At 71.3% G+C, this 25,676-nt stretch carries 15 protein-coding genes and 1 pseudogene; 13 read left to right on the top strand and 3 right to left on the bottom strand.

Annotated elements, in window-relative coordinates:
* The first annotated feature begins 112 nt into the window (after positions 1 to 112).
* From UA75_RS25950 to UA75_RS25925, 6 genes are all read left to right on the top strand, one after another.
* A complete protein-coding gene (locus UA75_RS25950) occupies positions 113 to 2,914 on the top strand; it encodes an ATP-binding protein (protein WP_232251248.1) in 2,802 nt (933 codons plus the stop codon).
* A complete protein-coding gene (locus UA75_RS25945) occupies positions 2,911 to 4,932 on the top strand; it encodes a hypothetical protein (protein WP_083683622.1) in 2,022 nt (673 codons plus the stop codon). Before UA75_RS25950 ends, UA75_RS25945 begins: the two co-directional genes overlap by 4 nt.
* Before the next feature lie 17 nt (positions 4,933 to 4,949).
* Complete coding sequence (locus tag UA75_RS25940) at positions 4,950 to 5,594, top strand: hypothetical protein (protein WP_075742483.1); 645 nt, start codon at positions 4,950 to 4,952, stop codon at positions 5,592 to 5,594.
* Positions 5,594 to 6,583 carry a C40 family peptidase gene (locus UA75_RS25935; RefSeq protein ID WP_075742482.1) on the top strand — a complete coding sequence of 330 codons (990 nt, stop codon included), beginning with the start codon at positions 5,594 to 5,596 and terminating at the stop codon, positions 6,581 to 6,583. The genes UA75_RS25940 and UA75_RS25935 overlap by 1 nt, the downstream gene beginning before the upstream one ends.
* Positions 6,584 to 6,608: 25 nt before the next feature.
* On the top strand, positions 6,609 to 7,055 hold the full coding sequence (locus UA75_RS25930; RefSeq protein WP_075742481.1) for a hypothetical protein: 447 nt from the start codon (positions 6,609 to 6,611) through the stop codon (positions 7,053 to 7,055).
* Positions 7,056 to 7,378: 323 nt separating this feature from the next.
* A complete protein-coding gene (locus UA75_RS25925) occupies positions 7,379 to 7,579 on the top strand; it encodes a hypothetical protein (protein ID WP_075742480.1) in 201 nt (66 codons plus the stop codon).
* Positions 7,580 to 7,703: 124 nt separating this feature from the next.
* Here the strand turns inward: UA75_RS25925 and UA75_RS32195 are convergent, their stop codons facing one another.
* Positions 7,704 to 9,608 (bottom strand): M48 family metalloprotease, encoded by a 1,905-nt coding sequence (locus tag UA75_RS32195; RefSeq protein ID WP_083690911.1) that lies wholly within the window; start codon positions 9,606 to 9,608, stop codon positions 7,704 to 7,706.
* A gap of 142 nt (positions 9,609 to 9,750) precedes the next feature.
* Between UA75_RS32195 and UA75_RS25915 the strand changes: the two are divergent.
* The 3 genes and pseudogenes from UA75_RS25915 to UA75_RS25905 form a co-directional block, all read left to right on the top strand.
* Positions 9,751 to 11,154, top strand: a pseudogene (locus tag UA75_RS25915) (RNB domain-containing ribonuclease); the annotation flags it as partial.
* A gap of 260 nt (positions 11,155 to 11,414) precedes the next feature.
* A complete protein-coding gene (locus UA75_RS25910; RefSeq protein ID WP_075742478.1) occupies positions 11,415 to 12,299 on the top strand; it encodes a helical backbone metal receptor in 885 nt (294 codons plus the stop codon).
* A 10-nt stretch (positions 12,300 to 12,309) separates the two neighbouring features.
* On the top strand, positions 12,310 to 13,293 hold the full coding sequence (locus UA75_RS25905; protein ID WP_075742477.1) for a glutathione S-transferase family protein: 984 nt from the start codon (positions 12,310 to 12,312) through the stop codon (positions 13,291 to 13,293).
* A 930-nt stretch (positions 13,294 to 14,223) separates the two neighbouring features.
* Here the strand turns inward: UA75_RS25905 and panB are convergent.
* Positions 14,224 to 15,087, bottom strand: a complete 864-nt coding sequence (gene panB / locus UA75_RS25895) for a 3-methyl-2-oxobutanoate hydroxymethyltransferase (RefSeq protein ID WP_075742475.1) — start codon at positions 15,085 to 15,087, stop codon at positions 14,224 to 14,226.
* Between the two features lie 294 nt (positions 15,088 to 15,381).
* Here panB and UA75_RS25890 point away from each other — a divergent pair, with 294 nt between their 5' ends.
* The gene (locus UA75_RS25890) at positions 15,382 to 15,900 is read left to right on the top strand and encodes a DinB family protein (protein WP_075742474.1); all 519 of its coding nucleotides are present in this window, start codon (positions 15,382 to 15,384) and stop codon (positions 15,898 to 15,900) included.
* A gap of 298 nt (positions 15,901 to 16,198) precedes the next feature.
* Here UA75_RS25890 and UA75_RS25885 read toward each other — a convergent pair whose 3' ends face one another.
* Positions 16,199 to 17,956: an NAD+ synthase gene (locus UA75_RS25885; RefSeq protein WP_075742473.1), complete on the bottom strand. Its 1,758-nt coding sequence runs from the start codon at positions 17,954 to 17,956 to the stop codon at positions 16,199 to 16,201.
* A 78-nt stretch (positions 17,957 to 18,034) separates the two neighbouring features.
* Here UA75_RS25885 and UA75_RS25880 point away from each other — a divergent pair, with 78 nt between their 5' ends.
* The 3 genes from UA75_RS25880 to UA75_RS25870 all read left to right on the top strand — a co-directional run bounded on the left by UA75_RS25880 (position 18,035) and on the right by UA75_RS25870 (position 25,139).
* Entirely contained in the window at positions 18,035 to 19,624 is a 1,590-nt protein-coding gene (locus tag UA75_RS25880) for an alpha/beta hydrolase (RefSeq protein ID WP_232237450.1), read from the top strand.
* Positions 19,625 to 19,753: 129 nt separating this feature from the next.
* Entirely contained in the window at positions 19,754 to 21,097 is a 1,344-nt protein-coding gene (locus UA75_RS25875; protein WP_075742472.1) for a glutamine synthetase family protein, read from the top strand.
* An 88-nt stretch (positions 21,098 to 21,185) separates the two neighbouring features.
* Positions 21,186 to 25,139, top strand: coding sequence for an FkbM family methyltransferase (locus tag UA75_RS25870; RefSeq protein ID WP_083690909.1), 3,954 nt, complete (start codon positions 21,186 to 21,188; stop codon positions 25,137 to 25,139).
* Positions 25,140 to 25,676 lie beyond the last annotated feature (537 nt).

The following is a 25,676-nucleotide window of genomic DNA, read 5'->3' as shown; positions in this document are numbered from 1 at the left end:
CGGACGGGGCTCCGCCGCGTCTCGCCGCTACACTGAGCCGTACGCAGGCGAGCCTCGCGGCGGCAAGGCGGCCAAGAAGCGGCGGGATCGCAGGCTCCCCGGCGAGCAGTCGATCCCCACCTACACCCCGTCGATCCTGGCGCGCAGCATCGACGGACACCTGCTGCGCACCAGCCAGGACGTCTACGCCTGGTACCGACTGGCGCCGCAGCGCTGGTCCTTCCGCTCCGACGCCCAGCGCCAAGACCTGATCCACGCGATCGGGGGTCAGTACGCCGAACTCCAGGGCCGTTGGCTGCACCTGCGGGCCACCACCCGGCCGTATCCGATCCGGATGTGGGCCGAGGCGCACGTGCACAACGCCGTGCGCAGGCTGCCCGACACCCAGGGCGCCATGACCTTCGACGACTACATGGTCGGCGAGCAGCAGCAGCTCATGGGCCGTTCGATGGCGGAGAAGGAGGTCTATCTCGGCGTCCAGGTCCAGACCCGCAACGTGATGGACCGGGCCGTGGAACGCGCCGCGCCCCTGCTGCGCCGCATCTTCCCCGAGGCCGTTGACGCCGAGCTGCTCGCGCTCGACAGCGAGATCGAGCACCTGGACCAGGTGATGGGCTCGGCCGGGCTCGAGGGCAGGCCGGTCACCGCCGACGAGATGTCCTGGTTGATGCACCGGTCGTGCTCGCTGGGGCTGCCCTCCCCGCGCAACATGCCCGCCGTGCCGTCGGACACCTGGGAACCGGAGGACCTGGCGTCGTTCACCGACGCGGCCGACCTCCACCAGGACCCGTACGCCCCGACCGTCACCGTCCGAGGCCGCACGGGCTCCAACGCGGGCATGACCCGACACGTCGCGGTGCTGACCGTCGGCATGATGCACGGACTGCGCATCCCCGAGGTCGACGACCCGTGGATGCAGCGTGCCGACCGCCTGCCCGCCCCGGTGGAGTGGTCGGCGCGGATCTACGTGCGCAGACCGGAAGAGGTCGCGGGCGAGCTGCAACGTCAGATGAACAAGGTGCGTTCGCAGGTCCGGCACTACACCGACGAGCACGAGCTGGAGCCGCCGCAGTCGCTGTCCAGGCAGGCCTCCAGGGTGCTGGAGATCGACGACGAGATGACCACCGGCTTCACCGCGCTGGCCACGCGCGTGCGGTCCTGGTGGCGGCTGGCCGTGGCCGGTTCCACCGAGCGCGAGGCGCTGCGCCTGGCCCAGCAGATGCTGGAGCTGTACAAGCCGAAGGTCGCCATCGAGCACCCCGAGGCCCAGTACGGCATGGCTCGCGAGTTCATCCCCGGCGAGCCGCTGGCCTCCGGGGCGTATCAGCGTCGGGGCTCGGTCGTCTGGGCCGCCTCCTCGGTGCCCGCCGCCACCGCCGACGTCGGCGACCGGCGCGGCATCCTGCTCGGCGAGACCTGCACCGCCACTCGGCGACCGGTGGCCTGGGACCCCTGGATGGCCCAGGAGGTCCGCGACGCCTCCGGACTGACGGCGATGGTGGCCGGGCTGGGCGGCGGAAAGTCGTTCCTGGGCGGCGGCATCGTCTACAAGACGCTGCGGGCCGGGGCGAACTGGACGCTGCTCGACCCGTCCGGTCCGCTCGCGTCCCTCTGCGAGCTGCCGGAGCTGCGGCCCTATGCCCGGCCGATCAACCTGCTCAACGCCGAGCCGGGCATCCTCAATCCGTACCGGGTGGTGGCCGAGCCGCAGCTCGAGCACTTCATGGACGAGGAGGACCCGGAACGGGCCTGGCGGCGCGAGCGTGCCCTGTCGGCGGCCACCCGGCGGCGGCTGGTGCTGGACGTCCTCACCGGACTCCTGCCCTACGAGGTGTCCCGGCTGGCGCAGACCCGCATCGTCCTGCTGCGCGCGGTCCGCACCATCGGTGGCAGGCCCGACGCCCATCCCGGTCTCGTGTTCGAGGCGCTGCGCCGCGATGCCAGCGAGCATCGCGAGCACGCCGTGGTCGTCGCCGACTTCCTCGACGAACTCCGCGAGCGCATGTCGCTGCTCATCCCGGAGGACGACGCCGACCCGTACTCACATCAGCGAGACGACCGTCTCACGGTGCTCACGATGGCGGGTCTGACCATGCCCAAGGACGGGATCGGGCGGGAGCACTGGACCGACGCCGAGTCGCTGGGCGTCGAGCTGCTCAATCTCGCGGCCTGGTTGACCCAGCGGTCGATCTACGAACGGCCCAAGGACGAGCGCAAGGGCGTCTGGATCGACGAGGCGTTCTTCCTCTCCGAGGTGCCCACCGGTCGCGTCCTGATGAACCGGTTCGCCCGTGACTCCCGGAAGTGGAACGTCCGAGTCCTGCTCTCCAGCCAGGTTCCCGGCGACTTCCTCAAGATGCAGGGCTTCGTGTCGCTGCTGGACTCGGTCTTCATCGGCCGGGTGGACGACGAGGACGCCCAGGCCGACGCGCTGCGGCTGCTCAAGGTCCCGGTCGGCGCGGGCTACGAGCAGGTCGTGGCCAGCCTCGGGCGCAGGCCCACCGGCCACCGCGCCTCGACCGAGCGGGACATGGCGCCCCGCCAGTTCATCTTCGGGGACGGAGCGGGCGGAGTGGAACGCATCCGCATCGACTTCTCCGGCCCGCATCTCGGCCACCTGCGCTCCGCGCTGGACACCACCCCCACCGGGGCGGCCGACCCGAGGTCGACCGCACGGGGCGGCGTGCCGAGGGAACGGCCGACCGATCGTGCCGAGGGGCGCGACGAGGTCGCCCTCGACCCGATCCTGGACGCCGACCTCGATCCGAGGGAGATCGATCCCAGGGAGATCGACGCCAGGGAGATCGACGCCAGGGAGATCGAGCCGAGGGAGCTCGACGAGGTGGGAGTGAACGGCATGGCCCGCGGCGGCGCGGACCGCAGCCGTGACCCAGGCAGGGACGACTCGGCATGATCACGACGCTGCTGCTGGTCGGGGTCCTGCTGCTCCTGGCGGCAGGATTCCGAGCGCTGCGGCGACGTGCCGCCCGCCGAAGGGCCGAGTCGGGCCTCACCCGGCCTGCCGGGCGGGCTCGTCGTCGCGCACTGGCCGTGGTGGTCGCGGTGCTGGGCGCCCAGATCATCCTCGGCGCACCTGCGAACGCGCAGAACGACGGGTGTCGCGTGGCGCCCAACCCCGAACGGCCCGGTGCGGGCATGGTCGGCGCCTTCGACCCGGCCCCGATGGGCACCGGCCAGCCGGGCAGCGTCTACGACGAGGTCGGCTATGCGGGGCTGGTGTGGCACACCTACGACCTCGGCTGCGGGCCGGAGGGTATGCGCAACCCGAACGCCCTGATCGACACCTGGGCGGGGAACCAGCTGTTCAACGTCGGCAAGAACCTGGTCAGCGCCACCAACGGCCTGCACTACGCGCTGCTCGACGGCGACCTGATGGGCCCGTTGGACGGTCTGATCACCACCGGGACCAACGCCCTCTACGACACCGTGTACACCCCGCTCTTCGGCATCCTCGCCATCGTCCTCGGCATCCTGATGTTCCGGCAGATCTGGCGCGGCGACCTGGCCGGGATCAGCAGACGAGGCATGTGGGCGTTGGCGGCGATCTGGCTGGCCGCAGCCACCTATCTGACGCCGTTGATCTATACGAACCTGCTCGACGACATCCTCATCACCGGAACCTCGGCCGTGCAGGCGGGCTTCCTGGAGGAGGTCGACGTCGACGAGCGCAACGCGCTACCCGAACTGCTGCACGAACGGGTCGTCTACGACAACTGGCTGCGCGGCGAGTTCGGCGCCACCGACGCGCCGCAGGCCGAGGCACTCGGCCGAGACCTGGTGCTCGCGCAGGCCTGGACGAAGGAGGAGGTCGCGGCGGGGCTCGACGCCGAGGCCCCCGACGAGAAGCAGGCCGCGTTCCACGCCATCGCCGACCAGATGGGCAGCTCCTACGGCTACTTCCAGGGCGTCGACGGCAGCCGGATGGGCGCGGGCTTCCTCGCGATGATCCAGGGCTTCGCCTACGCGTTGTTCCAGCTCCTCGCCAAGGCGGCGATCCTGCTGGCCCAGGTGCTGCTGCGGGTGCTGATCCTGGCCGGTCCGATCATCGGCCTGATCGCGATGATCCAGCACGAGGTGCTGCGGCGAGTGGGCCGCGCGGTGGGTGCCGCACTGCTCAACGTCGTGGTGGTCTCGGCGCTGGCCGGTGTGCACACGCTGATCCTGACCTGGCTGTTCAACTCGGCCAGCGGGCTCTCGCTGCTGGCGCAGATGCTGCTGGCCATCCTGATCACCGTCGTGCTCTTCATGATCGTCAAACCCTTCCGTCGCATGTGGCAGATGGTCGAGCTCTCGGCGGGTGCCGTGGGCGGCAGTCTGCCCAAGGGGCCGCCGGGGCTCTTCCGCAAGCGCGGCGAGAAGCAGCGCACCCCGCAGGACGAGTTCTGGGATCAGGTCCGTGAGTCCGATGAGGACGATTCGACCGCCCCCACCCGAGGCAGGCAGCGCATCCGGCCGGAGGCGGCGAACCCGGCCACCGTGACCGCTGAGCGGATGGACCGGACCACCGTGACGGCGAACACCGGCATCGGATCGGCCTCGGCGGAGGCACTGCCCGCAGGCAGATCCGACGGGGCACCGGCGTTGCCGCCGGGCGTCGGCGGCGCGGCGCCCTATGCCGCAGGCGGCTCTCCGCCTCGTGCCTCGACCGCCGACCGTGCGGCGGCGGGCGGGATGCCGCCCCGCAGCAGCCGGGTGGTGGACACCTCGCCGGTCAGCGGCGGATGGGACCGCAGGGAGGAGGACGCCGTCGTGCTGCCCTCGCGGATGTCGTCCGAGCCGGGCGTGCCCGGTCGCGGTCCCGTCGCCTCGCCGCGTCGGGCGGAGATGGAGGTCGTCCAGGGCAGACCCGTGTTCGTGGTGTATCGGCCTTCTCGCGGCCTGGAGGTCCGAGAAGGCGGCGATGTCCGGTGAGTCAGTGAGGAGCGACCGTGCCGATCCGCACCAATCGAGGCAGGGCCGCGGTGTATCGCAGGCTCTGGGGCTGGCCGATGCGTTCGCCCCGGCATCTGGTCTTCACCATCGTCCTGTTGGCCCTGCTGGTCACCGGCATGGGCATCCTGCTTCCCGAGCAGCCCCAGGCCGAGTCGCCGCGGGCCGGTGATCCGGCGTCGACCCCGGTGAGTCGGGACACCGACGGGACGGACGCGACGATCGGCGACGGCCAGCCGGGCCTCGGCGACTCGACGGCGACCCCCACGACGGAGTGGGAGGACGCCGCTCCGCCCTCGATCGACCTCACCGAGCCCGCCCTGCCGCCCCCGCCGGAGGAGCAGGGCATCGAGGTGGCGCGCGAATGGGGCGCCGCCTGGCTGAGCCACGAGGAGGCGGCCGACACCGAGGAGTGGCTGGCCCGGCTCGCCCCGTTCACGACGGAGGAACGGCTGGCGGTGATGAGTTCCGTCGACCCGAGGAACATTCCCTTCGACGAGATCATCGGCGACCCCGAGCTGCTGGACGCCGGCGACTCGACCCTGACCGTCCTGTTGCCGACCAACACCGAGCCGCTTGAGCTGACCCTGATCGTCCGCGAAGAGCAGTGGCGTGTGTCGGCCTACAACCAGGTGAGTGCCTGATGCGCAAACTGATGCTCTTCGGCTTCCTCGGGGCGACGGCCTTCATCGCCTTCCTCGTCTACGGCGGCGTCAGCACGGTCGTGACCGGCGGGACGGCCTATGCCGACACCTACAGCTACTGCGTGCCGCAGCACGGCCTGTGGGGCGGTGAGGACGCCGATCTCGGGGAGCGCGACGCCGCCACGCTCGACGACGAGTCGCTGGAGATCACCGGGCAGATCATCGGCATCGGACAGGAACGCGAGGAGTCGCCCAGGGCCTGGCAGATCGCCATTCAGGCGGGCAAGACGGAGTCGAACCTGCACAACCTGGACTACGGCGACCGGGACTCGCTGGGGATCTTCCAGATGCGGCCCTCGATGGGCTGGGGCACGCCTGCGCAGTTGCAGGACCCCGTCTATCAGATCAACAAGTTCTACGACGTCCTGCTCAGCGTGCCGGGCTGGGAGGAGATGCGGCCGGGCGACGCCGCGCAGGCGGTGGAGCGGTCGGCCTTCCCCGACCGGTACCACCGCTGGGAGTCGATGGCTGTCTTCCTGATCTCCGAACTCGGCGGAGTCACCGACATCAACGACTGTCAAGACCTGCCGCCCGCCGACGAGCGGGCCGCGCTGGCCATCGACTTCGCGCTGGATCAGATCGGCAAGCCCTACGTCTGGGGCGCGACCGGGCCGGGCACCTTCGACTGCTCGGGGCTGACGCTGCGGGCCTGGGAGGCGGCAGGCGTCACGATCCCGCGAGTATCCCAGGACCAGTTCCTCGGAGCGGGCACGCCGGTGCCTCTTGACGAGGCGCTCCCAGGTGATTTGATCTTCTGGGGGGCCGGACGCAGTCCGCGAGCGGTCGACCACGTCGCGTTGTACCTCGGCAACAACGAGGTGGTGCATGCCCCTCAGCCGGGTGACGTGGTCCAACGAGCGCCGCTCTGGGACGGCGGCAAGTTGATTCCGACCGCGATCCGCCCAGGGCCCGCCACCCAGCTGACCTGACTGACAGCACGACCCGAGGAGGAGCATGTTCTCGCCAGAGCCGATCCCCAGACACGCAGGTCCTCCCGCGTCGAGTTCCCCGTTGCGGGACTACCTGTCGGGCGCACAGGCCCATGGTCGGGCGGGCGTGGACGCGACGTACGCGGTGCTGCCTCGAAACCTGGTGGAGTCGATGCCGCTTCCCTGGCAGCAGCAGCTCGTCCACCTGCTCGCGGAGTTCCATCAGGCCCACGGTCACCTGCCGTGGCCGGTGTACCGGGTGGTGCCCTCGCGCAGTGAACGACTGATCGACCTCGACGAGGAGCAACTGGCCGAGGTCGGCTGCCTGGTGGAGATCGACACTAAGGGCGAACTGGTCTATCGGGAGCGCAACGGCAGACGGATCGAGGACCCGGAGGACCGGACGGTCCTGGTGTCCTGTCTGGACCCGCTCGTCCGACAGCCTGCGGCGAAGGCCAACGGCTCCGCGTGACGCCCGTCCGGCTGGCTCGAAGCCGGGTACGCGGCGGGTTGTTCGCCGGGCCGGGTGCTCCCGAGCGGCTGTGCAGCTCGCCCTGCTCCTCGTCCGGTCGGGACCTCCCGGTATGCGCGCCGCAGCGACTCCGGCCGAGTCGGTTCGGCAGCTCGGGGCATGGCATCGAGGGCGGACGCTCTCGCGACCGGTGTGGGTCGGCCTCGGTCCGTCGACGCTCCTGTGCTCCGGGGCCGCCCGTGCGAGGTCGACCGGGCGGCCGGGGCCGGGGCGCGTGCGCCCACGCGGATGACAGCGGCGGTCGGACGTGCCACGCTCGGGGAGTGGTCGATCCCGCTGGTTGGTACTACTGCCTGAAGCACGGCAAGGTCGAGCACGGTTCGGGGTGTCGATCCCTGGACCGGCTCGGTCCCTACCCCGATGCCACGACGGCCTCGAATGCCCTGGCCATCGCGAAAGCCCGGACCGAGGAGGCCGACGAGCAGGACCGGGCCTGGCGTGACGAGGACGACGACGAGGACTGACCGTCCGCACCGCCGCGATGCGGGTGACGTCCTTCTCCTCGGCTGTCGTCTCCGGTGCCGTCGCGTGCCCCGTGGGCGGGCCGACCGACATGCCGCCCACGCCGGACGGCCCGCAGCTCGGTGATCAGCGGGCCGGACCTCGCCCGAGATAGTCCTCCAGCTTCCGAATTCGTCGACTGTGTGAGGGATGTGAGGCGAAGAGCCTGGCCCGCAGGCCGGGCGGGGTGCGATTGGCCGCATGGCCGTCGCGCATCCACCGGGTCAGCACCTCGATCAGCGCGGGGCCGTAGCCGAGCTGCGCGGCCATCCGGTCGGCACGGATCTCGCTCAGCCGGCTCGCGGCGGCAAGCAGCACCGAGGCCACCGGCACCAGCAGCAGAATCGGACTGAGGTAGACCGCGAACGCGAGGCCCGCGACGAGCGCGATCAGGCCGATCGCCATGCCCACCGCGCTGCCGGTCCTGGTGATCGCGTTGCCGATCGCGCCGACCAGCCGGGCCAGCGCCACGGTCAGACCGAGAAACAGCCGGATCGGAATCGAGTACCAGCCGTGCAGGCGCAGGACCAGCGAGTGGCCGCCGAGGTGGTGACCGAGCTCATGGGCCAGCACGGCGGCGAGGGTGTGCGGCGGCAGCTGCAGCGCCCCCTTGGTGACGATGACGATCCGCCCGCCCGCCGCGGCGGCGTTCAACTCCGGCACGTCCTGAACCCACAGCTGGAAGCGGCGCGGATCGGCCACCACGTCGTCCAGGACCGAATCCCAGACCGGCTCGAGGATGCGGCGCTCGCCCTCGGTCGGCGGCCGGGAGTTCAAGGAGACCCGGGCCAGCAGGCTCTCACAGCCGGGCAGGAAGATCACCGAGGCGGAGAGCAGCCACACCACCGGAGTGAGCCAGCTCAGCGGCGCCCACACGTGATCGCCGAGCAGCGAGCCGATGACCAGCAGCAGACCGAGGCTGCTCAGCGTCCACGGCAGACTCAACAGCGCGCCGAGCCAGGCGCTCAGATCGACGCGGCTTCGCGGGACCGAGGCGCTGCCGCCGGTCGGCAGCGGCGGCGGCAGCGGGCGACGAGACTCGGACGAGCCTGCGGACGTCGACGGGCCGCCCACGCGGGGTTCCCGACGAGTGGCGGGGCGCTGGGCGGCGATGTCGTCGGTCGTCTCCCCGGCAGCCCGGCGATCGGCGGTCCGGTGCTCGGCGGCTCGGTCGGCTGCGGCTCGGCCGTCGGGGCGCTGGGCCTGCCCGCTTGCGGCGGTCCTGGCTGCGGCCGCCTCGCTGACGGAGTCGGGGCGGCCGACGGGCGGGGCGTCGGGACCGCTCTCGGGCCGGGCCTGCCTCGCGGTGGTCGTGGTCTCGTCGGCGGCGGAGGTCGCGGTGCCTGCCGTGGCGGTGCCGGTCCCGGCTCCGGTCCCGACGCCTGCGGCTTCGGGTGCCGAGGTTGTCGGTGTCGGCGCGGGTGTCGATGTCGAGTCTGATGCGGATGCGGATGCGGATGCGGATGTCGGAGTGGTCGCGGATTCGGCGCCACCGACGGTGATCCTGGTTCCCACGCTGTCGGGCTCCGTCGCGACGGCGGTCCCGGTCGAGTCGACGATCGCGGGGGCGGGGGCCGTTGCGGCTGCGGACGGCCCGGCGGGCGTGCTTCGGCGCCCGCCATCGGCGCTCACCGTGTCGATGGTCATAGATTCGGGGATTGCGGCGTCGGTGACCACGCCCGCGACCACCGGGCCTGCGATCACGGGGCCGCGCCCCGGCGTGTCACCGCCTCGGATGTCGACGGCGGGGCGTCCTGGCGTGGCACTGCCTGCGCCGGGATTCCCGGCCGGAGTCTCGGCACGGGCGTCGGCCCGGTCCGCCCGGCGGGCGGCCTCGGTGGCGAGCACGTCGTCGTCCCGGTCGGGATCGGCGGGGCCTGCGGCGCGGCGTGGGGCGGCCGCTTCGCGGGACGAAGGCATCGGGGCGGGCTGGGCCGGGTCGTGAGTCGGGTTGACGGCGTCATCGGACGGCGGGCCGAGGGGGGTGTGCACCGGAGGCTCCTCGCGGCAGAGGGATGTCCATTGCGTGATCAACCGTGACTAGCGGTGACTACCCTTGATGATTCCATCACGGTGCGAAGTCAGGGAAGAACCTGGTGTGTTCAGCGGCGAATTCCCAGTAGGGTCGAAGACCGTGCCCGCCAGGACGAGCCGCAGCACAGCCGCAGGCCAGGACTTCACCCAGGTGCGTGCCGAGTTCGGCCTGCCTTCGGGGTTTCCAGCCGGCGTGCTCGTCGAAGCCGAACAGGCGGTCGGCCGGGATCTGGCCGTCGGTCCGCGCCGCGACGCCACCGACCTCCCGCTGGCCTCCATCGATCCGCCCGGCGCCAAGGACCTCGACCAGATCATGTACATCGAGCGGCGGCGGCGTGGTTATCGCGTGCATTACGCGATCGCCGACCTCGGCGCGTTCGTCGTGCCCGACGGACTGCTCGATGCCGAGGTCCGCCGACGCGGACAGACCCTCTACCTGCCCGACGGCGTGATCCCCATGCATCCGCCGGTGCTGTCGGAGGACGTCGCCAGCCTGCTGCCCGACCGGGTCCGACCCGCCGTGCTGTGGACGATGGACCTCGATGCCGAAGGCGAAGTCGAAACGGCCTCGGTCTGCCGGGCGCTGGTGCGTTCGGTGGCCTGCCTCGACTTCGACACCGTGGCCGCCTCACTGGCGGCAGGCACGCCGCACCCCTCGATCGCCCTGCTCCCGGAACTGGGCAGGCTGCGCCGTGCCCTCGCGCTGCGGCGAGGCGCCATCGAGCTGGAACTGCCCGATCAACAGGTCGTCTCCGACGGCGCAGGCGGCTGGCGTCCCGCCATTCGACGGCGTTCCGAGATCGACGACTTCAACGCCGAGATATCGCTGCTCACCGGCATGGTCGCGGCGGAGATGATGTTGGAAGCGGGGATCGGTGTGCTGCGAACCCTGCCCGATCCCGACGCCCCGGCCGTGGACCGGCTGCGCGCCGGCGCGCGGGCGCTGGGTGTGGCGTGGCCCGCCGACACCGGGCCCGCCCAGCTGCTGGCCGGGCTCGACCCCACCAGACCCGAGTCCATGGCGTTGTACATGGACGCGACCCGGCTGCTGCGTGGTGCGGGCTATACGGCCTTCGACTCCGGTGCCCCGGCGAACAACGGTCACGCAGGCATCGGCGCTCCCTACGCCCACGTGACCGCGCCGCTGCGGCGGCTGGTGGACCGCTTCGGCACCGAGATCTGTCTCGCGGCTCAAGCCGGCGTCGAACCCGCCGAGTGGGCGCTTGCCGCGCTGCCGAGGCTGCCATCGCTGATGGGCGCCTCGGACCAGCTCGCGGGCCGGGTGGAACGGGCCTGCGTGAGCCAGAGTGAGGCCTGGGTGCTGGCCTCGCGGGTCGGTCAGGAGTTCGAGGCGACGGTGGTGCGCTCCGGGGACACCGGCAGTGAGCTCTTCATCACGGACCCGCCAGTGCTGGCCCGGTATGAGGTCGGCCTGCCACCGGGCGGACGGCTCCGGGTGCGGCTGGCCGCCGCCGACCCGACGACCCGGCAGGTTCGTTTCGAGGCTGTGGAGGCCGGTTCGCAGAGTTCGCCCGGGGCCGCCGAGGGACCGGCCGTGGCGGGCTCGACCGAGGCGGCCCGGCGGGGTTCGGCGGACGCCGCATCGTCCGGGAGCTCTGTGGACGGAGCGGGCAGGCGCGGCGGCCCGATGCGCGGGCTGGTCATCGCCGCCGCCGGTTCGACGGGCGACGACTCCCATGACACTGAGCAGCTGGCGAGTCCCGACCTGTCGGGGAATGCCTGCGTGCGGGGGAGCGCCGAGTCGTGATCCGCCGCGACGATCTCGGTGCCGCGGTCTCGGTGCCCAGCGCGCCGAGGCGAGTGGTCTCGCTGGTCCCGTCGCTGACCGAGACGGTGGCCTCCGTCGCACCCGACGCCCTGATCGGCGCCACCGACTACTGCGTGCACCCGGCGGACTTGGACGTGGTCCGGGTGGGCGGCTCGAAGTACCCGGTCGTGGCCCAGGTGATCGAGCTGGCGCCGGACCTGGTGCTGGCCAACGGCGAGGAGAGCAGGCCGCAGGACGTCGCGGAACTGCGGGCGCAGGGCATCCCGGTGTGGGTGACGGCGGCGCCTGCGACCGTGCCCGAGGCACTGGACTCCCTGCGTCGGCTGCTCGTCGAGGTGTTCGACGTCACACTGCCTGCCTGGTGGCGGCAGGCGGCGTCGGACTGGGAGCAGGTGCCCCCGGTCCGGGCCAGGGTGGTGGTGCCGGTGTGGCGCAGGCCGTGGGTGGTCCTCGGCCGCGACACGTTCGCGGGCGACCTGCTGCGCAGACTGGGCCTGGCCAACGCCTGCGACCCCGGCGACACCCTCACGGGCCCGCCCGCCGACGCCGAGCGGTATCCGAGACCGAGTCTCGCCGAACTGCGCGGATTGTTCGAAGACGGCGCGGCCGATCTGCTGGTGTTGCCCGACGAGCCCTACGCCTTTCACCCGGGGGACGGCCCGGAGGCCTTTCCCGGCGTGCCGGTGGCGTTGATCTCCGGCAGGCACCTCACCTGGCACGGTCCCTCCCTCGCCGAGGCAGCGGCCGTGCTGGGCCGGGCACTCGATCCGGTGCTCGACCGGCTCGCAGGCTCCGCCGAGGCACGGTCGACCCGCGCCGCCGACCGCGACAGTCCGCCGAGGCCCGGCTCCCCGGCCTAGGCTTGCCGACATGTCTGGTGCGCAGTTCACGGCGGAGACCTCGGCCAAGGGCGAGTTCGTCCGACAGGCGAACCGCTTCACCGATCGGATCACCGCGTCCGGCTCGGCGGGCCACGCGGTGGAGCCGGATCGCTATCGACTGGTGGTGTCGACGGCCTGTCCGTGGGCGCATCGATCGATCATCGTGCGGCGACTGCTGGGCCTGGAGGACGTGCTGTCCCTCGGCGTCGTCGATCCGATCCGCGACGATCGGGGTTGGCGGTTCACCCTCGATCCCGGCGGTCGCGATCCGGTGCTGGACATCGAGTTCCTGGCCGAGGCCTATCTCGCCCGCGACCCCGAGTTCAAGGGCCGGGTGACCGTGCCCAGTCTGGTGGACACCCGGACCGGGCAGGTCGTGACCAACGACTATCCGCAGATCTCGCTGGACCTGTCGACCGAATGGGCCGACTTCCACCGTCCCGGCGCCCCGGACCTGTATCCGGCGGCGGCCCGTGCGGAGATCGACGAGGTGGTCGAGCCGATCTTCCGCAATGTCAACAACGGCGTCTACCGGGCAGGCTTCGCCACCTCGCAGGAGGCCTACGAGGCGGCGTTCGCGGATCTGTTCGGCGAACTCGACAGGTTGTCGGACCGGCTGGCCGGACGTCGCTACCTGGTGGGGGAGTCGATCAGTGAGGCCGACGTCCGGCTCTTCACCACCCTGGTGCGGTTCGACGCGGTCTACCACGGCCACTTCAAGTGCAACCGGAACAAGCTGACCGAACTGCCGGTGTTGTGGGCCTATGCCAGGGACCTGTTCCAGACACCCGGCTTCGGGGACACCGTGAACTTCGACCACATCAAGCGGCACTACTACCAGACCCACGAGCGGATCAACCCGAGTCGGATCGTGCCGGCGGGACCTGATCTCGCGGGCTGGCACTCGCCGCACGGCAGGGCGGCGCTCGGCGGCAGCCCGTTCGGGGACGGCACCCCGCCGCCTGCCGTCTGACACCGGCGGGACGCCGTCTGTTCCCGTCGGCGGGGCGTGGAAAGCCGATCCGCGCGGGCCGGGCAGGCCGGCGCTGCGCTCGTCCGCCGTCGAAAGCCTTGCCCGGGCGTCCGTGCGTGGTCGATGGACGCGGGCCCGGTGATCGGGGGCGCCGACCGGCAGACAGGCGCACTGCCGAGCCGGGGCCGTCCTCGGCTGACGATGTGGGCAGCCTGCCGCGCCGCAGGGGTACGACAGCGCGCCCGTCTGGTCTCCGTCCATGCACTCACGGTAGTCGCGCGTCGACGGCGACGCTGCCGGACGAGCGTGGTTCATGACAGTTGTCATGAAGATCGGTGTCAACTGTCATGGAAAACTCATGACAGTTGACACTACCTGCGGTGATTCTCGTCCGAGATGATCTGCGGCATGACCTCGCATCCTGTCCTGCCGTCGCAGTCTCCGTCCCTGAGGCCCCTATCGCCTGCCGCGTCGTCGCTGTCGTCGATCGCGACTATCGACACGTTCCGTGTCCATGCGCGCCCCGCAGCGTCCAGCCGCGGCCCCGCCGAGGTCTGGAGCCGCCGGGGCCGGTCGGGTCTGATCAGAACTGGTCGAGATCCGAACCGCTCGAGCCCGGTCGAGCCGGGGCCGGGACGAATGGGAGCCAGATCGGAATCAGCCCGGCCGGAGTCGGCCCAGCCGGGGCGGCAGGCGGAGCCGATGGGGACGGTCGGCAGCGACCGTCCGCCACCAGCCCTCTCGGCCCGGCGGAATCGCCGTTCCGCCTGCCGTGCGTGCCGAGGCCCGTGTGAACACCGGAACCTGAGAGAACACCGGAACCCGAGAGAACACCGAGGCGTGCACGACCATCGGGCCAGGCAGCCCCAACGCGCTCGAGCCGTGGCGTTCCAGGCCGCGCGCCGGGGCACTCGGCGTCTCGTCGACCCCTCAGTGGAAGGAGTGCTCCTCGGCGGGGAAGCTCCCGCCGCGCACGTCGGCGGCGAACTCACTCGCCGCCTGCGACAGCACGCCTGCGACGTCGGCATAGCGCTTGACGAAACGCGGCGACCGCCCCTGGTTGAGGCCTGCCATGTCCTGCCACACCAAGACCTGCGCGTCGCAGTCCGGCCCCGCTCCGATGCCGACGGTGGGGATCGCGAGTTCCGCCGTCACGCGCTTGGCGACCTCGGCGGGCACCATCTCCAACACCACCGCGAAGGCCCCGGCCGCCTCCAACGCCAGCGCGTCGGCCACCAGCGCGTCGGCGCTCGCGCCGCGCCCCTGGACCCGATAACCGCCCAGGCCGTGCTCGCTCTGCGGGGTGAAGCCGATGTGTCCCATCACCGGGATGCCCGCCGAGGTCAACGCCTCGACCTGGGGGGCGAAGCGGCTCCCGCCCTCCAGCTTGACCGCATGGGCGCGGCCTTCCTTCATCATCCGCACGGCCGTGGTCAACGCCTGCTCCGGCGAAGCCTGGTAGCTGCCGAAGGGCAGATCTGCGACCACCAGCGCGCGGCTCGCCGACCGGGTGACCGCCCGGACGAGCGGCAGCATCTCCTCGGTGCTCACCGGCAGCGAGCTCTCGTAGCCGTACACGTTGTTGGCCGCCGAGTCGCCGACCAGCAGCACGGGAATGCCCGCCTGATCGAAGATCTTCGCGGTGTACATGTCATACGCGGTGAGCATCGGCCAGGCCTCGCCGCGCTCCTTCATCTCCCGCAGGTGATGTACCCGGACTCGCCGGGCGGGTTTGGTCGTGGCAGCCCCGGTGCCGTACGGCGCGGGCTGCTCGTCCTCACGAACCGTGGTCATCGTCGACCGTCCTCCCTCAAGGCCTGCGAGCAGGTCCCTGGGTCATCGTGAATGGTCCTGACATCGAGCGTGTCACGAACGGGGGCGGTGAGGCAGCCGGGTGGGATCGGCTTCACAGCTCGACGCGGGGGGATGCTGCTCACGTCGGCGGGCGTTTGCTGCGTCTGAGCAGGCCCCGGCCGCAGGAACGGTGCTGCGCGGCCCGAGCGCGGAGCGGCCTGCCCGGCCGCCCGCCGTAGGCGAAGGTGAGGAAAACCAGGTGCACCGGCCACGAGCAGCCGACATCATGCCTCGATGACCGATGACAGGCGTGACCCGCCGAATCAGGGCACCGAGCTCGAAGTGCTGATGGGCTTCCTCGACTACCACCGGCAGACGCTGGCGATGAAATGCGCCGACCTGACGCCGCAACAGCTCACGACCCGATCCGTCGAGCCGTCGACACTGTCTCTACTGGGGCTCGTCCGGCACCTCGCGGAGGTGGAGCGGGGCTGGTTCCGCAACTCCCTGATGGGCGAGGGCGTCCCCCCGCTGTTCTACAGCGACGCCAGCCCCGACGGCGACTTCGACGACGTCGATCCCGCGACGGTCACGCAGGCCGACGTCGACCAGGCGTTCGACGCCTGGCGCGCGGAGATCGCCAACGGCGACGCCCTCGTCGCAGGGGCGGAGTCCGTCGAGGTGATCGGGCTGGGCGGCCGGGAGAAGCGCTCGCTGCGCTGGATCCTCGTCCACCTGATCGAGGAGTACTGCAGGCACAACGGTCACGCCGACCTGCTCCGCGAACGCGTCGACGGCCGAACCGGCGAATAGGCCGCCCTGGGCAGGGCCGCCCTGGGCGGAGCCGTCCTGCGCAGGGCCGTCCGGCCTGCCCCGCAGCCCCGGTGGGGGCCGCCGCCCGCCGCCCGCCGCTCGCAGCCGACGAGGCGGAGCCGTGTCCCCGGCCGAGGAGCGGCCGACGCCGACGGCAGGCCAGCGGCCGACGGCAGGCCGAGTCGGCAGGCCGAGTCGGCAGGCCGAGTGGCTGTCGGCTGTCGGCAGGCGGCAGGCGTTGCTGAGCCTGCCTGGCGGCGACAGCCGGACTCGCTGCCCTGCCCTCAGAGTCCTGCCCTCAGACCTGAGCCTGCGCCGGCGTCGGCTTGTGCTCCCGCCACCGGTTGGTGATGGGCAGTCGCCGGTCCCGACCGAAGGCACGCAGGGTGATCTTGGTGCCCGGCGGGTACTGCCTGCGCTTGTACTCGGCGGCGTCGACCATCCGGACGATCCGCTCCACCAGTTCCGCGTCGAAGCCCGCCGCCACCAGGTCCGCGTAACCCTGGTCGCCCTCCACATAGGCGTCGAGCACCGCGTCCAGCACCGGGTAGTCGGGCAGGCTGTCGGAGTCCATCTGATCGGGCCGCAACTCCGCCGACGGCGGCTTGGTGATGGAGTTCGGCGGGATGGGCAGCGTCTCGCCGCGCCGCTGCGCCTCGGCGTTGCGCCACTCGGCCAGTCGCCAGACGAAGGTCTTGGGCACGTCCTTGATCGGCGCGAATCCGCCGACCGCGTCGCCGTAGATCGTCGAGTACCCCACCGCGAGCTCGGTCTTGTTGCCGGTGGCCAGCACCAGATGTCCGTCCTGGTTGGACAGTCCCATCAGCGTCACCGCCCGGCAGCGGGCCTGGACGTTCTCCTCAGCCAGGCCCGAGAGTCCGAGCTGATCGACGAACACTCGGACCATGTCCACGATCGGCTGGACCTGGTAGCGCAGCCCGGTGCGCTGCGCGAGGTCGGCGGCGTCGGACTTCGAGTGCTCCGAGGAATAGGACGAGGGCATCGACACGCCGTGCACCCGATCGGCCCCGACGGCGTCCACGCACAGCGCGGCGACCACCGCCGAGTCGATGCCGCCGGACAGCCCCAGCAGCACCGTCCGGAAGCCGTTCTTCGCGACGTAGTCTCGCAGCCCGGTGACCAGCGCCGACCACACCTCCGCCTCCTCCGACAGCGGCGGCGGCTCGGCGGGGCTCGGCTGCGGGGTGCCTGCCGCGGCGGGCGGCACGGACTCGGAGATCGTGGTGCGCACGATCTCCGAGGTTCCACGGGCGGCGTGCTCCTCGGCTCGCTGTTCGCCGCGCGGGGGAAGGTCTAGATCCAGCACGAGCAGGTCCTCGACGAACTGCGGCGACCGGGCGAGGCAGGCTCCGCTGCCGTCGACGATCATCGAATCGCCGTCGAACACCAGCTCGTCCTGGGCACCGACCAGGTTCACGTACGCCATCGGCGCACCCAGCTCCCTGGCTCGCCTGGCCACCAGCTCGCCCCGCGTGTCGTCCTTGGCCCGCTCGTAGGGCGAACCGTTCAGACAGAGCACCAGGTCGACCCCCGCCGCCGCCAGCTCCGACGTCGGCCCCTCCTCGCGCCAGATGTCCTCGCAGATCACCACGCCGATGTCCACACCACCGAAGCGGACGATCGGCAGTCGCCTGCCGGGCACGAAGTAGCGGAACTCGTCGAAGACGCCGTAGTTGGGCAGATGCTGCTTGGCGTAGCGCTCGACCACCCGGCCCTCGTGGACCAGCGCGGCGGCGTTGCGCGGCCCCTCCTCGTCGTGATCGAGGTAGCCGATCACCACCAGGGCGCCGCCGCAGCCCGCTTCCGCGAGCCGCCGCGCCACGACGTCCATCTCCGCGCGCGCCGCCGTCGCGAAGGAACGCCGCAGCGCGAGATCCTCGATCGGATAGCCGGTCAGCACCATCTCGGGGAACGCCACCACCTGGGCGCCCTCCTCGACCGCCTGCCGTGCGCGGTCCACGATCATCGTCGCGTTGCCGCTCAAGTCGCCGACCGTCGCGTCCACCTGAGCCAGTGCCATCCGGAGCTGCGCCATGCGCACATCTTCGTACGGCGACACCGCGCGGTCACAGCAGGTCCGGCCCGCGTCACACCGCACTGGCAGGATTACCCCGTGCGACGTCTGAGCCGAGCCTCCCTGACCGCGGCATCTCTGCTGGCCTTGTTGTCCGTCTCCGCAGCCTGCACCGTCTCCGTCGACGGGGCCGCCGAACCCGCGATCTCCGTCGAGCAGCGGGGGCCTGCGGGCGAGGTGCCCGAGGGGCTCGACGAGCTGTACGGCCAGTCGCTGCAGTGGGGCCCCTGCGACGACTTCGTCCTGACTGAGGAGGAGCGGCCGCTGCTGGGCCGCACCGGCCTGGAGTGCGCCAGGGCCGTGGCCCCGTTGGACTACGACGACCCCGACGGGGAGACGATCAGTCTCGGTCTGCTCCGCAGGCCTGCCGCCGATCAGGAGTCCCGGATCGGATCACTGCTGGTCAACCCCGGCGGACCCGGCGGGTCCGGCGTCGTCGCCGCTGCGGGCCTCGTGCCCCAGATCGCGGGCGGCGAGCTGGGCGAGCGTTTCGACCTCGTCGGCTTCGATCCGCGCGGCGTCGGCACCAGCGAGCCTCAGATTCGGTGCTCGACCGACGACGAGGCCGACGCGGACCGGCTGATCAACGAGGTCGACACCTCGCCGGAGGGCGTCGCCGCCGCCGAAGAGCGGCTTCAGGAGTACGTCGCCCGCTGCGTGGAACGCTCCGGGGAGGAACTGCTCGCCCATGTCGGCACCGTGGACGCCGTCCGTGACATCGACCTGCTGCGCTCCGTCCTCGGCGACGAGCAGCTGACCTTCCTCGGCTTCTCCTACGGCACCTCGCTCGGCAGCACCTACGCGGACGCGTTCCCGGACAACGTCCGGGCGCTCGTCCTGGACGGCGCCGTCGACCCCGATCAGAACGCCGTCGACGAGCTGGTGGCTCAGGGCGCCGGGTTCCAGCAGGCCTTCGACGCGTTCGCCGCGTGGTGCGCGCCCCGCGAGACCTGTGCGCTCGGCGGCGACCCCGCCCAGGCGCTGCCCGTGTTCCGCGCCCTCGTCGAGCCGCTGATCGACGCGCCCGCTCCCACCGAGGACGGCAGGGAGCTGTCCTACGACGACGCCGTCACCGGCGTCATCCAGGCCCTGTACACCCAGGAGCTGTGGGAGCTGCTCGACATAGGCCTCACCATGCTCGCGGTCGGGGAAGGCGACATGTTGATGTTCGTCGCCGACCTCTACCACGGTCGCGACACCGAGGGGCGCTACTCGAACATGACGGACGCCTTCAACGCGATCCGCTGTGTCGACGAGACCGAGCGCATGGACGAGGCGACGGCCCAGGAGGCCGAGCGGCGTTACCGCGAGGCCGCGCCGTTCCTCGACGACGGCCGCGAGCCGGGGGGCGTGCGCGACGTCTGCTCCTTCTGGCCGGTGCCCGCCACCGCCGAGGATCTCGAACTGGACCCGGCGACCCTGCCGGACACCCTGGTGATCTCCACCACAGGCGACCCGGCCACCCCCTACCAGGCGGGCGTGGACCTCGCCGAGGCCATGGGCGCGGGCCTGTTGACCTTCGAGGGCAATCAGCACGGCGTGTTCCTTCAGGGAGTGACCTGCGTGGACGACATCGGCATCCGCTATCTGGTCGATCTCGAGGTCCCCGCCGACGACGTCACCTGCTGATCTCCGGCGGCGTCGACGGTCGCCGGACGGTCGTCGACGCCGCGGCGTGGCGGGACTCGGGTCGTCGTCTGCGGCGATCGACGGCGAGGCGTAGCACGCCGTTCATCGGCGTTGCCTACGCTGCGGCTCATGGATCGCCAGCAGGAGTTCGTCCTTCGCACGCTCGAAGAGCGGGACATCCGCTTCGTTCGGCTGTGGTTCACCGACGTGCTCGGGTTCCTCAAATCGGTCGCGGTGCCGCCCGCCGAGCTGGAGGGCGCCTTCGCCGAGGGCATCGGCTTCGACGGTTCCGCGATCGAGGGCTTCGCGCGCGCCTACGAGTCCGACATGGTGGCCAGGCCGGACCCGGCCACCTTCCAGGTGCTGCCCTGGGAGACCCCGGACGGCGAGCACTACTCGGCGCGCATGTACTGCGACATCGCGATGCCGGACGGCTCGCCGTGCTGGGCTGACCCCCGGCACGTGCTGCGTCGCACGCTGTCCAAGGCGACCGAGGCGGGCTTCACCTGTTACGTGCACCCGGAGATCGAGTTCTACCTGCTGCGCAACCTGCCGGACGACGGGACCGAGCCCATCCCGGCCGACTCCGGCGGATACTTCGACCAGGCGAGCCACAACACGGCCCCGCACTTCCGCCGCCGGGCCATCGAGACCCTGGAGGCGATGGGCATCTCGGTGGAGTTCAGCCACCATGAGGCCGCGCCCGGCCAGCAGGAGATCGACCTGCGCTACGCCGACGCCCTCACCATGGCCGACAACGTGATGACCTTCCGCTACGTGGTGAAGGAGGTCGCCATCCAGCAGGGCGTCAACGCCTCCTTCATGCCGAAGCCCTTCACCGGCCAGGCGGGCTCCGGGATGCACACCCACGTCAGCCTGTTCGAGGGCGACCGCAACGCCTTCTACGACGCCGAGGACCCGCACGAACTGTCGGAGACCGGCAAGGCCTTCGTCGCAGGACTGCTGCGGCACGCCAGAGAGATCTCCGCGGTGACCAACCAGTGGGTCAACTCCTACAAGCGGCTGGTCACCGGCGGAGAGGCCCCGAGCGCGGTCTGCTGGGGACGATCCAACCGTTCGGCCCTGGTACGGGTGCCGATGTACTCGCCGGGCAAGGCCTCCTCCCGCCGGGTGGAGATCCGCAGTCTCGACTCGGCGTGCAATCCCTACCTCGCCTATGCGCTGATCATCGCCGCCGGACTCAAGGGCGTCGAGCAGGGTTACGAGCTGCCGCCCGCCGCCGAGGACGACGTCTGGTCGTTGAGCGATCGCGAGCGGCGCGCGGCGGGCTATGCCAGCCTCCCGCAGAACCTGATCGAGGCGCTCGAGGTCATGGAGTCCTCTGAGCTGGTCGCCGAGACCCTCGGCGAGCACGTCTTCGACTTCTTCCTGCGCAACAAGCGGGCCGAGTGGGACGCCTACCGCAGTCATGTCACTCCGTACGAGCTGCGCACCCTGATGCCGATGCTCTGATCTCCGACGGCATCGCCCGCCCAGCCGGTGACCTTCTGACGGGATCGATGGGACGGGTGATTCAGTGGAGGCGATAGGTTCGGTAACCGTGACGGATGTGCCAGCAGACGGCGAGCGCATCGCCAACCTCGCCGCTCCAGACCAGCCTGCTGTTTCCGACCTCGCCGCCGAGCCGGACGCCGGCCCGCCGGAGGACGATCTGGAGGCGCGGTGGCCGGAGGAGACCCCTGAGCTCGACGGCGCGGCCTCGGACCTCCCAGGGGCCGGCCTCCCCGGAGTCGCCGAGCCGCGGGCCGAGCGGTCCGACGTCGTCCGCAACGCCGACGACGACGGGCCGACCGCCTGGGCGATCACGGTGTGCTCGATCGTCTTGGCGGGCGAGGCGGCCGCCGCGACGGTGCTCCGCAGATCACTGCGAGCTCAGCACCCCGACACCCGTTTCATCCTGCTGACGGTGGACGAGCCTCGCCGGGACGGCGCGGGCGCCGACGGCGGGGCAGACCGGGACGGCGAGGTGCTGCGGCCCGTCGACATCGGCGTGTCCGACGCCGAGCTGAACCGGCTGGCCACGGCGTGCACCGGCGAGGAGCTCCGCGCCGCGCTGCGGCCTCGACTGCTGGTCCACCTGCTGCGGCTGGGCTATCCGGTCCTGTATCTCGACCCCTGGGTCTACGTGGTCGGCTCGCTGCTCGACCGGGTGGTCCCCGCCGTGCACGAGCGCCCGCTCGTGCTGGCGCCCCGAGTCCTGGAACCGCTGCCTCGGGACGGACTCCGGCCCGCCGCCGAGGAGTTGGCCGTCGGCGGCACCTTCGACACCGGACTGGTCGCCGTGGCACCCGGCGCGGAGCGCTTCCTGCACTCCTGGGCGCAGCAGGTCCGCATGGCCCCGGACGGAACGGGTTTCCTGGACGGCGCACCGGCCCTGGTCGACCACCGAGTGCTCCGTGACGCTGGGGTCGGGCTGTCGAGTTGGAACGCCGCTCAGCGTGAGCTGTGGCGGGACGAGGACGGCCTGCTGATGATCGCCGACGGCACGCCGTTGCGGACCGTCCATTTCGACGGTTTCGACCCGCAGCGTCCGTGGCTGCTGTCCACTAGGGTCAGCGACCGGCCCAGGGTGCTGTTGTCGGAGCATCCTGAACTCGCCGGACTGTGCGCCGCCTACCTGAAGGAACTGGCGAAGGCGGGCGAGCCGGGCGCTCGGCCGCAGTCGCCGCGCTTCGACGTCCTGCCCGACGGGGTGGCGCTCCCGGTGGAGCTGCGCCGGGAGTTCCACGACGGCTGGATGGCGGCCGAGCGGACCGGTGCCCCGCCGCCGCCGCCCGCGTTCGCGGTGACCGACGACGACGGAGTCCCGCAGGCACAGGCCTTCCTCGGGTGGGCGGCCGACCCGGCCGACGCCATGCAGCGGCGCGCGGGCGGCAACCGCTGGGTCGCGGCGGTGTGGCGTGGTGACGAGGCGCTGCGCGGGGAGTTCCCGGACCCCTTCGGCGTCGATGCGGAGGGATTCCGTGCCTGGTGCGCGGGGCCCGGCCTCGCCGCAGGCCGGGTGCATCCCGAGACGGTCCCCTCGGTACCGGAGTACGCGGGTGTGGAGCTGCTCGACCAGCTCGGCGTCTCCGTCCTCGGTGATCATCCGGTGGCCGACCTGCTGCGCTCGGCGGTGGAGCAGTCCGGGCTGCCCACCGCGACGGAACCGAGTTATCCGGTGGTGCTGGACTGCACCGGCCATGCGCTGACGATGCCGGAACGCCATCTCGTACAGGTGTGTGTGAACGGCGTCGCCGTCTCGCCGCAGGCCGCCGAACTGTGGGTCCTCTCCGAGACGACGCGGTCCAGGATGCAGCGGGCGGGGCGTCCGGTCCGGGTGGTGTCCCTGCCGGTGCCCGACCCCGGCCTGCTCGACCTGCCCGCGCGGAAGGCGGCCAGGGCGCGGCTCGGACTCGACGACGGCATGGTGTTCGCCGCCTCGATCGATCACGCCGACGAGCGACGGGACAACGCGCTCGGCCTGGTCGGCACCTTCCTCGCGGCCTTCCCGGATCGAGCCGACGTGCGGCTGGTGCTGCTCGTCGCCGGGGCGCGGGAACACCAGGAGAGCGCCGAGCGGCTGCGGCTGGCGACGGCGGCGGATCGTCGCGTCACGCTGCTGGACTCGACGAGGGTCACCGAGCACGAACTGATCGACGCGGCGGACTGCATCGTGTCGCTGCATCGCGACGCGGAGCTGGTGACCGGCGGCGACGACATCGCCCTGCGGCTGCTGACGGCGGTGGCCAGGGGCGTGCCGGTGCTGACCAGCGATCACGGCTCGACCGCCGACCTGCTCGGCGGGGACCTCGCGGCCCTGGTGCCGTGCTTCGAGGGCCGTAGCGAACCGGACATGCGGTCGGCTGCCGAGCTGCTGCGTCGCTTCGCCGACGCGCCTGACGCGGTCGCAGGCCTCGGCTCGGCCGCGCGCGACCACCTGCTGGCGGCACGCGACGTCCACTGGGCTGCACAGCAGGTGCGCGGGATGGTCGAGGTGGCCTATCGGAGCTGGCGGCAGTCCCGCGCCCAGCAGCGGGCCGTCGACGACGACCCGCTCAAGCCGCTCGTCGCCGCCCGGCACGCCCTGCATCGCGCCCCCGAGGTCGACACCCAGGGCAGCCGGATGCTGGCTCCGGCCTTGCAGCGGGCGATGCTCAAGGCGCTCAGCCATTACGACGGGCACCTTCGCGAGGTGATGCGCTCCCTCATCGACGGCGTCGAGCGCACCGCAGGCGAGCTGCTGCGCAGACAGGACGAGATCGCGAGCGGCGTCGAGCCGGTGGAACTGGAGGCCCTGCGCGCCGAGATCGCCAGGATCGACCGGCAACGCGGCCAGCTCGCCGAGCACCTGGTGGGCACCGACGATGCGGTGGTCCGGGCCCGATCCGACCTCGCGGGCCATCAGCAGCGGCTGCGCGCGGTGGAGGAGGCGGCCACGACCGAGTCGAGCACTCGGCATCGCCAGGTCGATCTGGTCGCCGAGCGACTGGACCGCCTGACGGCCGCACTGGACAAGACCTTGGACCGGATCGACTCCCTGGAGTCCAGGGTGGCCGATGCGCTCCGGGAACGCGACGGCGACCTGGCCTCACGGCTGCACGACGTGGAGCGCACCGCCCGTACCGCCGATGCGCTCCGACGGGTCGTCGTCCGGGAGCACGAGCGGCAGGTCGGCGTGCCGGACGGACCGCCGAGTTCGCTGGTCCTGTCCGACGCGGGCCTCATCCGGCTGCCTGCCGAGGACGGGGTGATGCTGCCCTGGCTGTCGACCCACGGGGTCTGGGAGCCGGAGTTCTCCACGCTGATCGACGCGCTGCTCGAACCGGACGGCGTCTTCGTCGACATCGGTGCGCACGTCGGCTACCAGACCGTGCGGGTGTTGAGCAGGCTCGGCCCGCGAGGGGCGGTCGTCGCCGTCGAACCCTGTGAGAAGACGGCGGCGCTGCTGCGGCGCAACGTGGCGGTCAATGTGAGTCCGACAGCGGCGGCCCGGCTGACGGTCGTCTCCGCGGCGGCCTGGGACGAGCCGGGCAGGTTGACGGCGGAGCCTGCGCCCGGCGGCGGGCTGCGGCTGAATCCGCAGCCCGCCGTGGACCTGTTCTCCGATTCGGCTCCCGCCGACGCGGAGGCAGGCGAGACCGTCGAGCCGCAGTACGTCGACGCGGTGCGGCTGGACCGGCATCTCGACGGGCTGGCCGAGCTGCGCGGGCTGCGGCTGTCCGTGGTGCGGGTGGACACCCCCGGGTGCACCCAGCGCGCCCTCGGCGGACTGGTTCGGCTGCTGCGCCGGGATCGGCCGCACGTGGTCTGCACGTTCTCGCCGACCGCGACGCGGCGGGACGGTGCCGAGCCCGCTGCCGTGCTGCGGGAGTTCCAGTCCTGGGGTTACGAGCTCGCCCTGGCCGACTCGGGAGATCCGGTGTCGGCCGCCGACGTGGTGCATTCGGCCCCGGCCGGCGGCGCGAGGCTGTGGCTGCGGCCCGGTGTCGGGACTGCGGATCAGGCCGAGTAGCACGTCGTCGGCGTGATGACCAGCGGATTTGACTCCGTGCGGCGCGGTGCGTACTTTTCCCCGTGCCGCACGGAGCACCGGCCGAAACGGGATCTCGAGAGTCTTCGAGAGCCTGGTGGGGCCGGGTGATGAGCGGTTCGCCTCGGTGGTAATGTTCTCCGAGTCGGACAAGTTCCACCGGGTCGAGCAACTTGACGTTGCGAGTCGAACCGGGTACGATCTTGCGGCACCCCAGTTGACTTAGGCGGCTTGAGGCAGCATGTCTCCGGTCGTCGGTTCGTTGGTGCAGATCCTACGCTGGACTCACGCAGAGTCGCAGTACCGTGGTCTGTCCCGGTGGCCTTGCTGGGTTTTGACAAACACATATCGGCACGGTCATCGAATAAGTGTCGAATGGGCTGCGAGTATTTCTGCGGAGCCGATTTGACATGGTGATCAGCGCCGGTCTAGGCTTTTGACAAATACACGGCCGAGATTGATTGTCGGCGCGCGGGCAGGGGATTTCGCCTCCGGGTGGAAGTACCAGGTCAGCGCACT

This window comes from Actinoalloteichus sp. GBA129-24 (genome assembly GCF_001941645.1).
GTDB lineage: Bacteria > Actinomycetota > Actinomycetes > Mycobacteriales > Pseudonocardiaceae > Actinoalloteichus_A > Actinoalloteichus_A fjordicus.
Note: the sequence above shows the minus strand (reverse complement) of the source record. Positions and strands in the feature narration are given on the sequence as shown.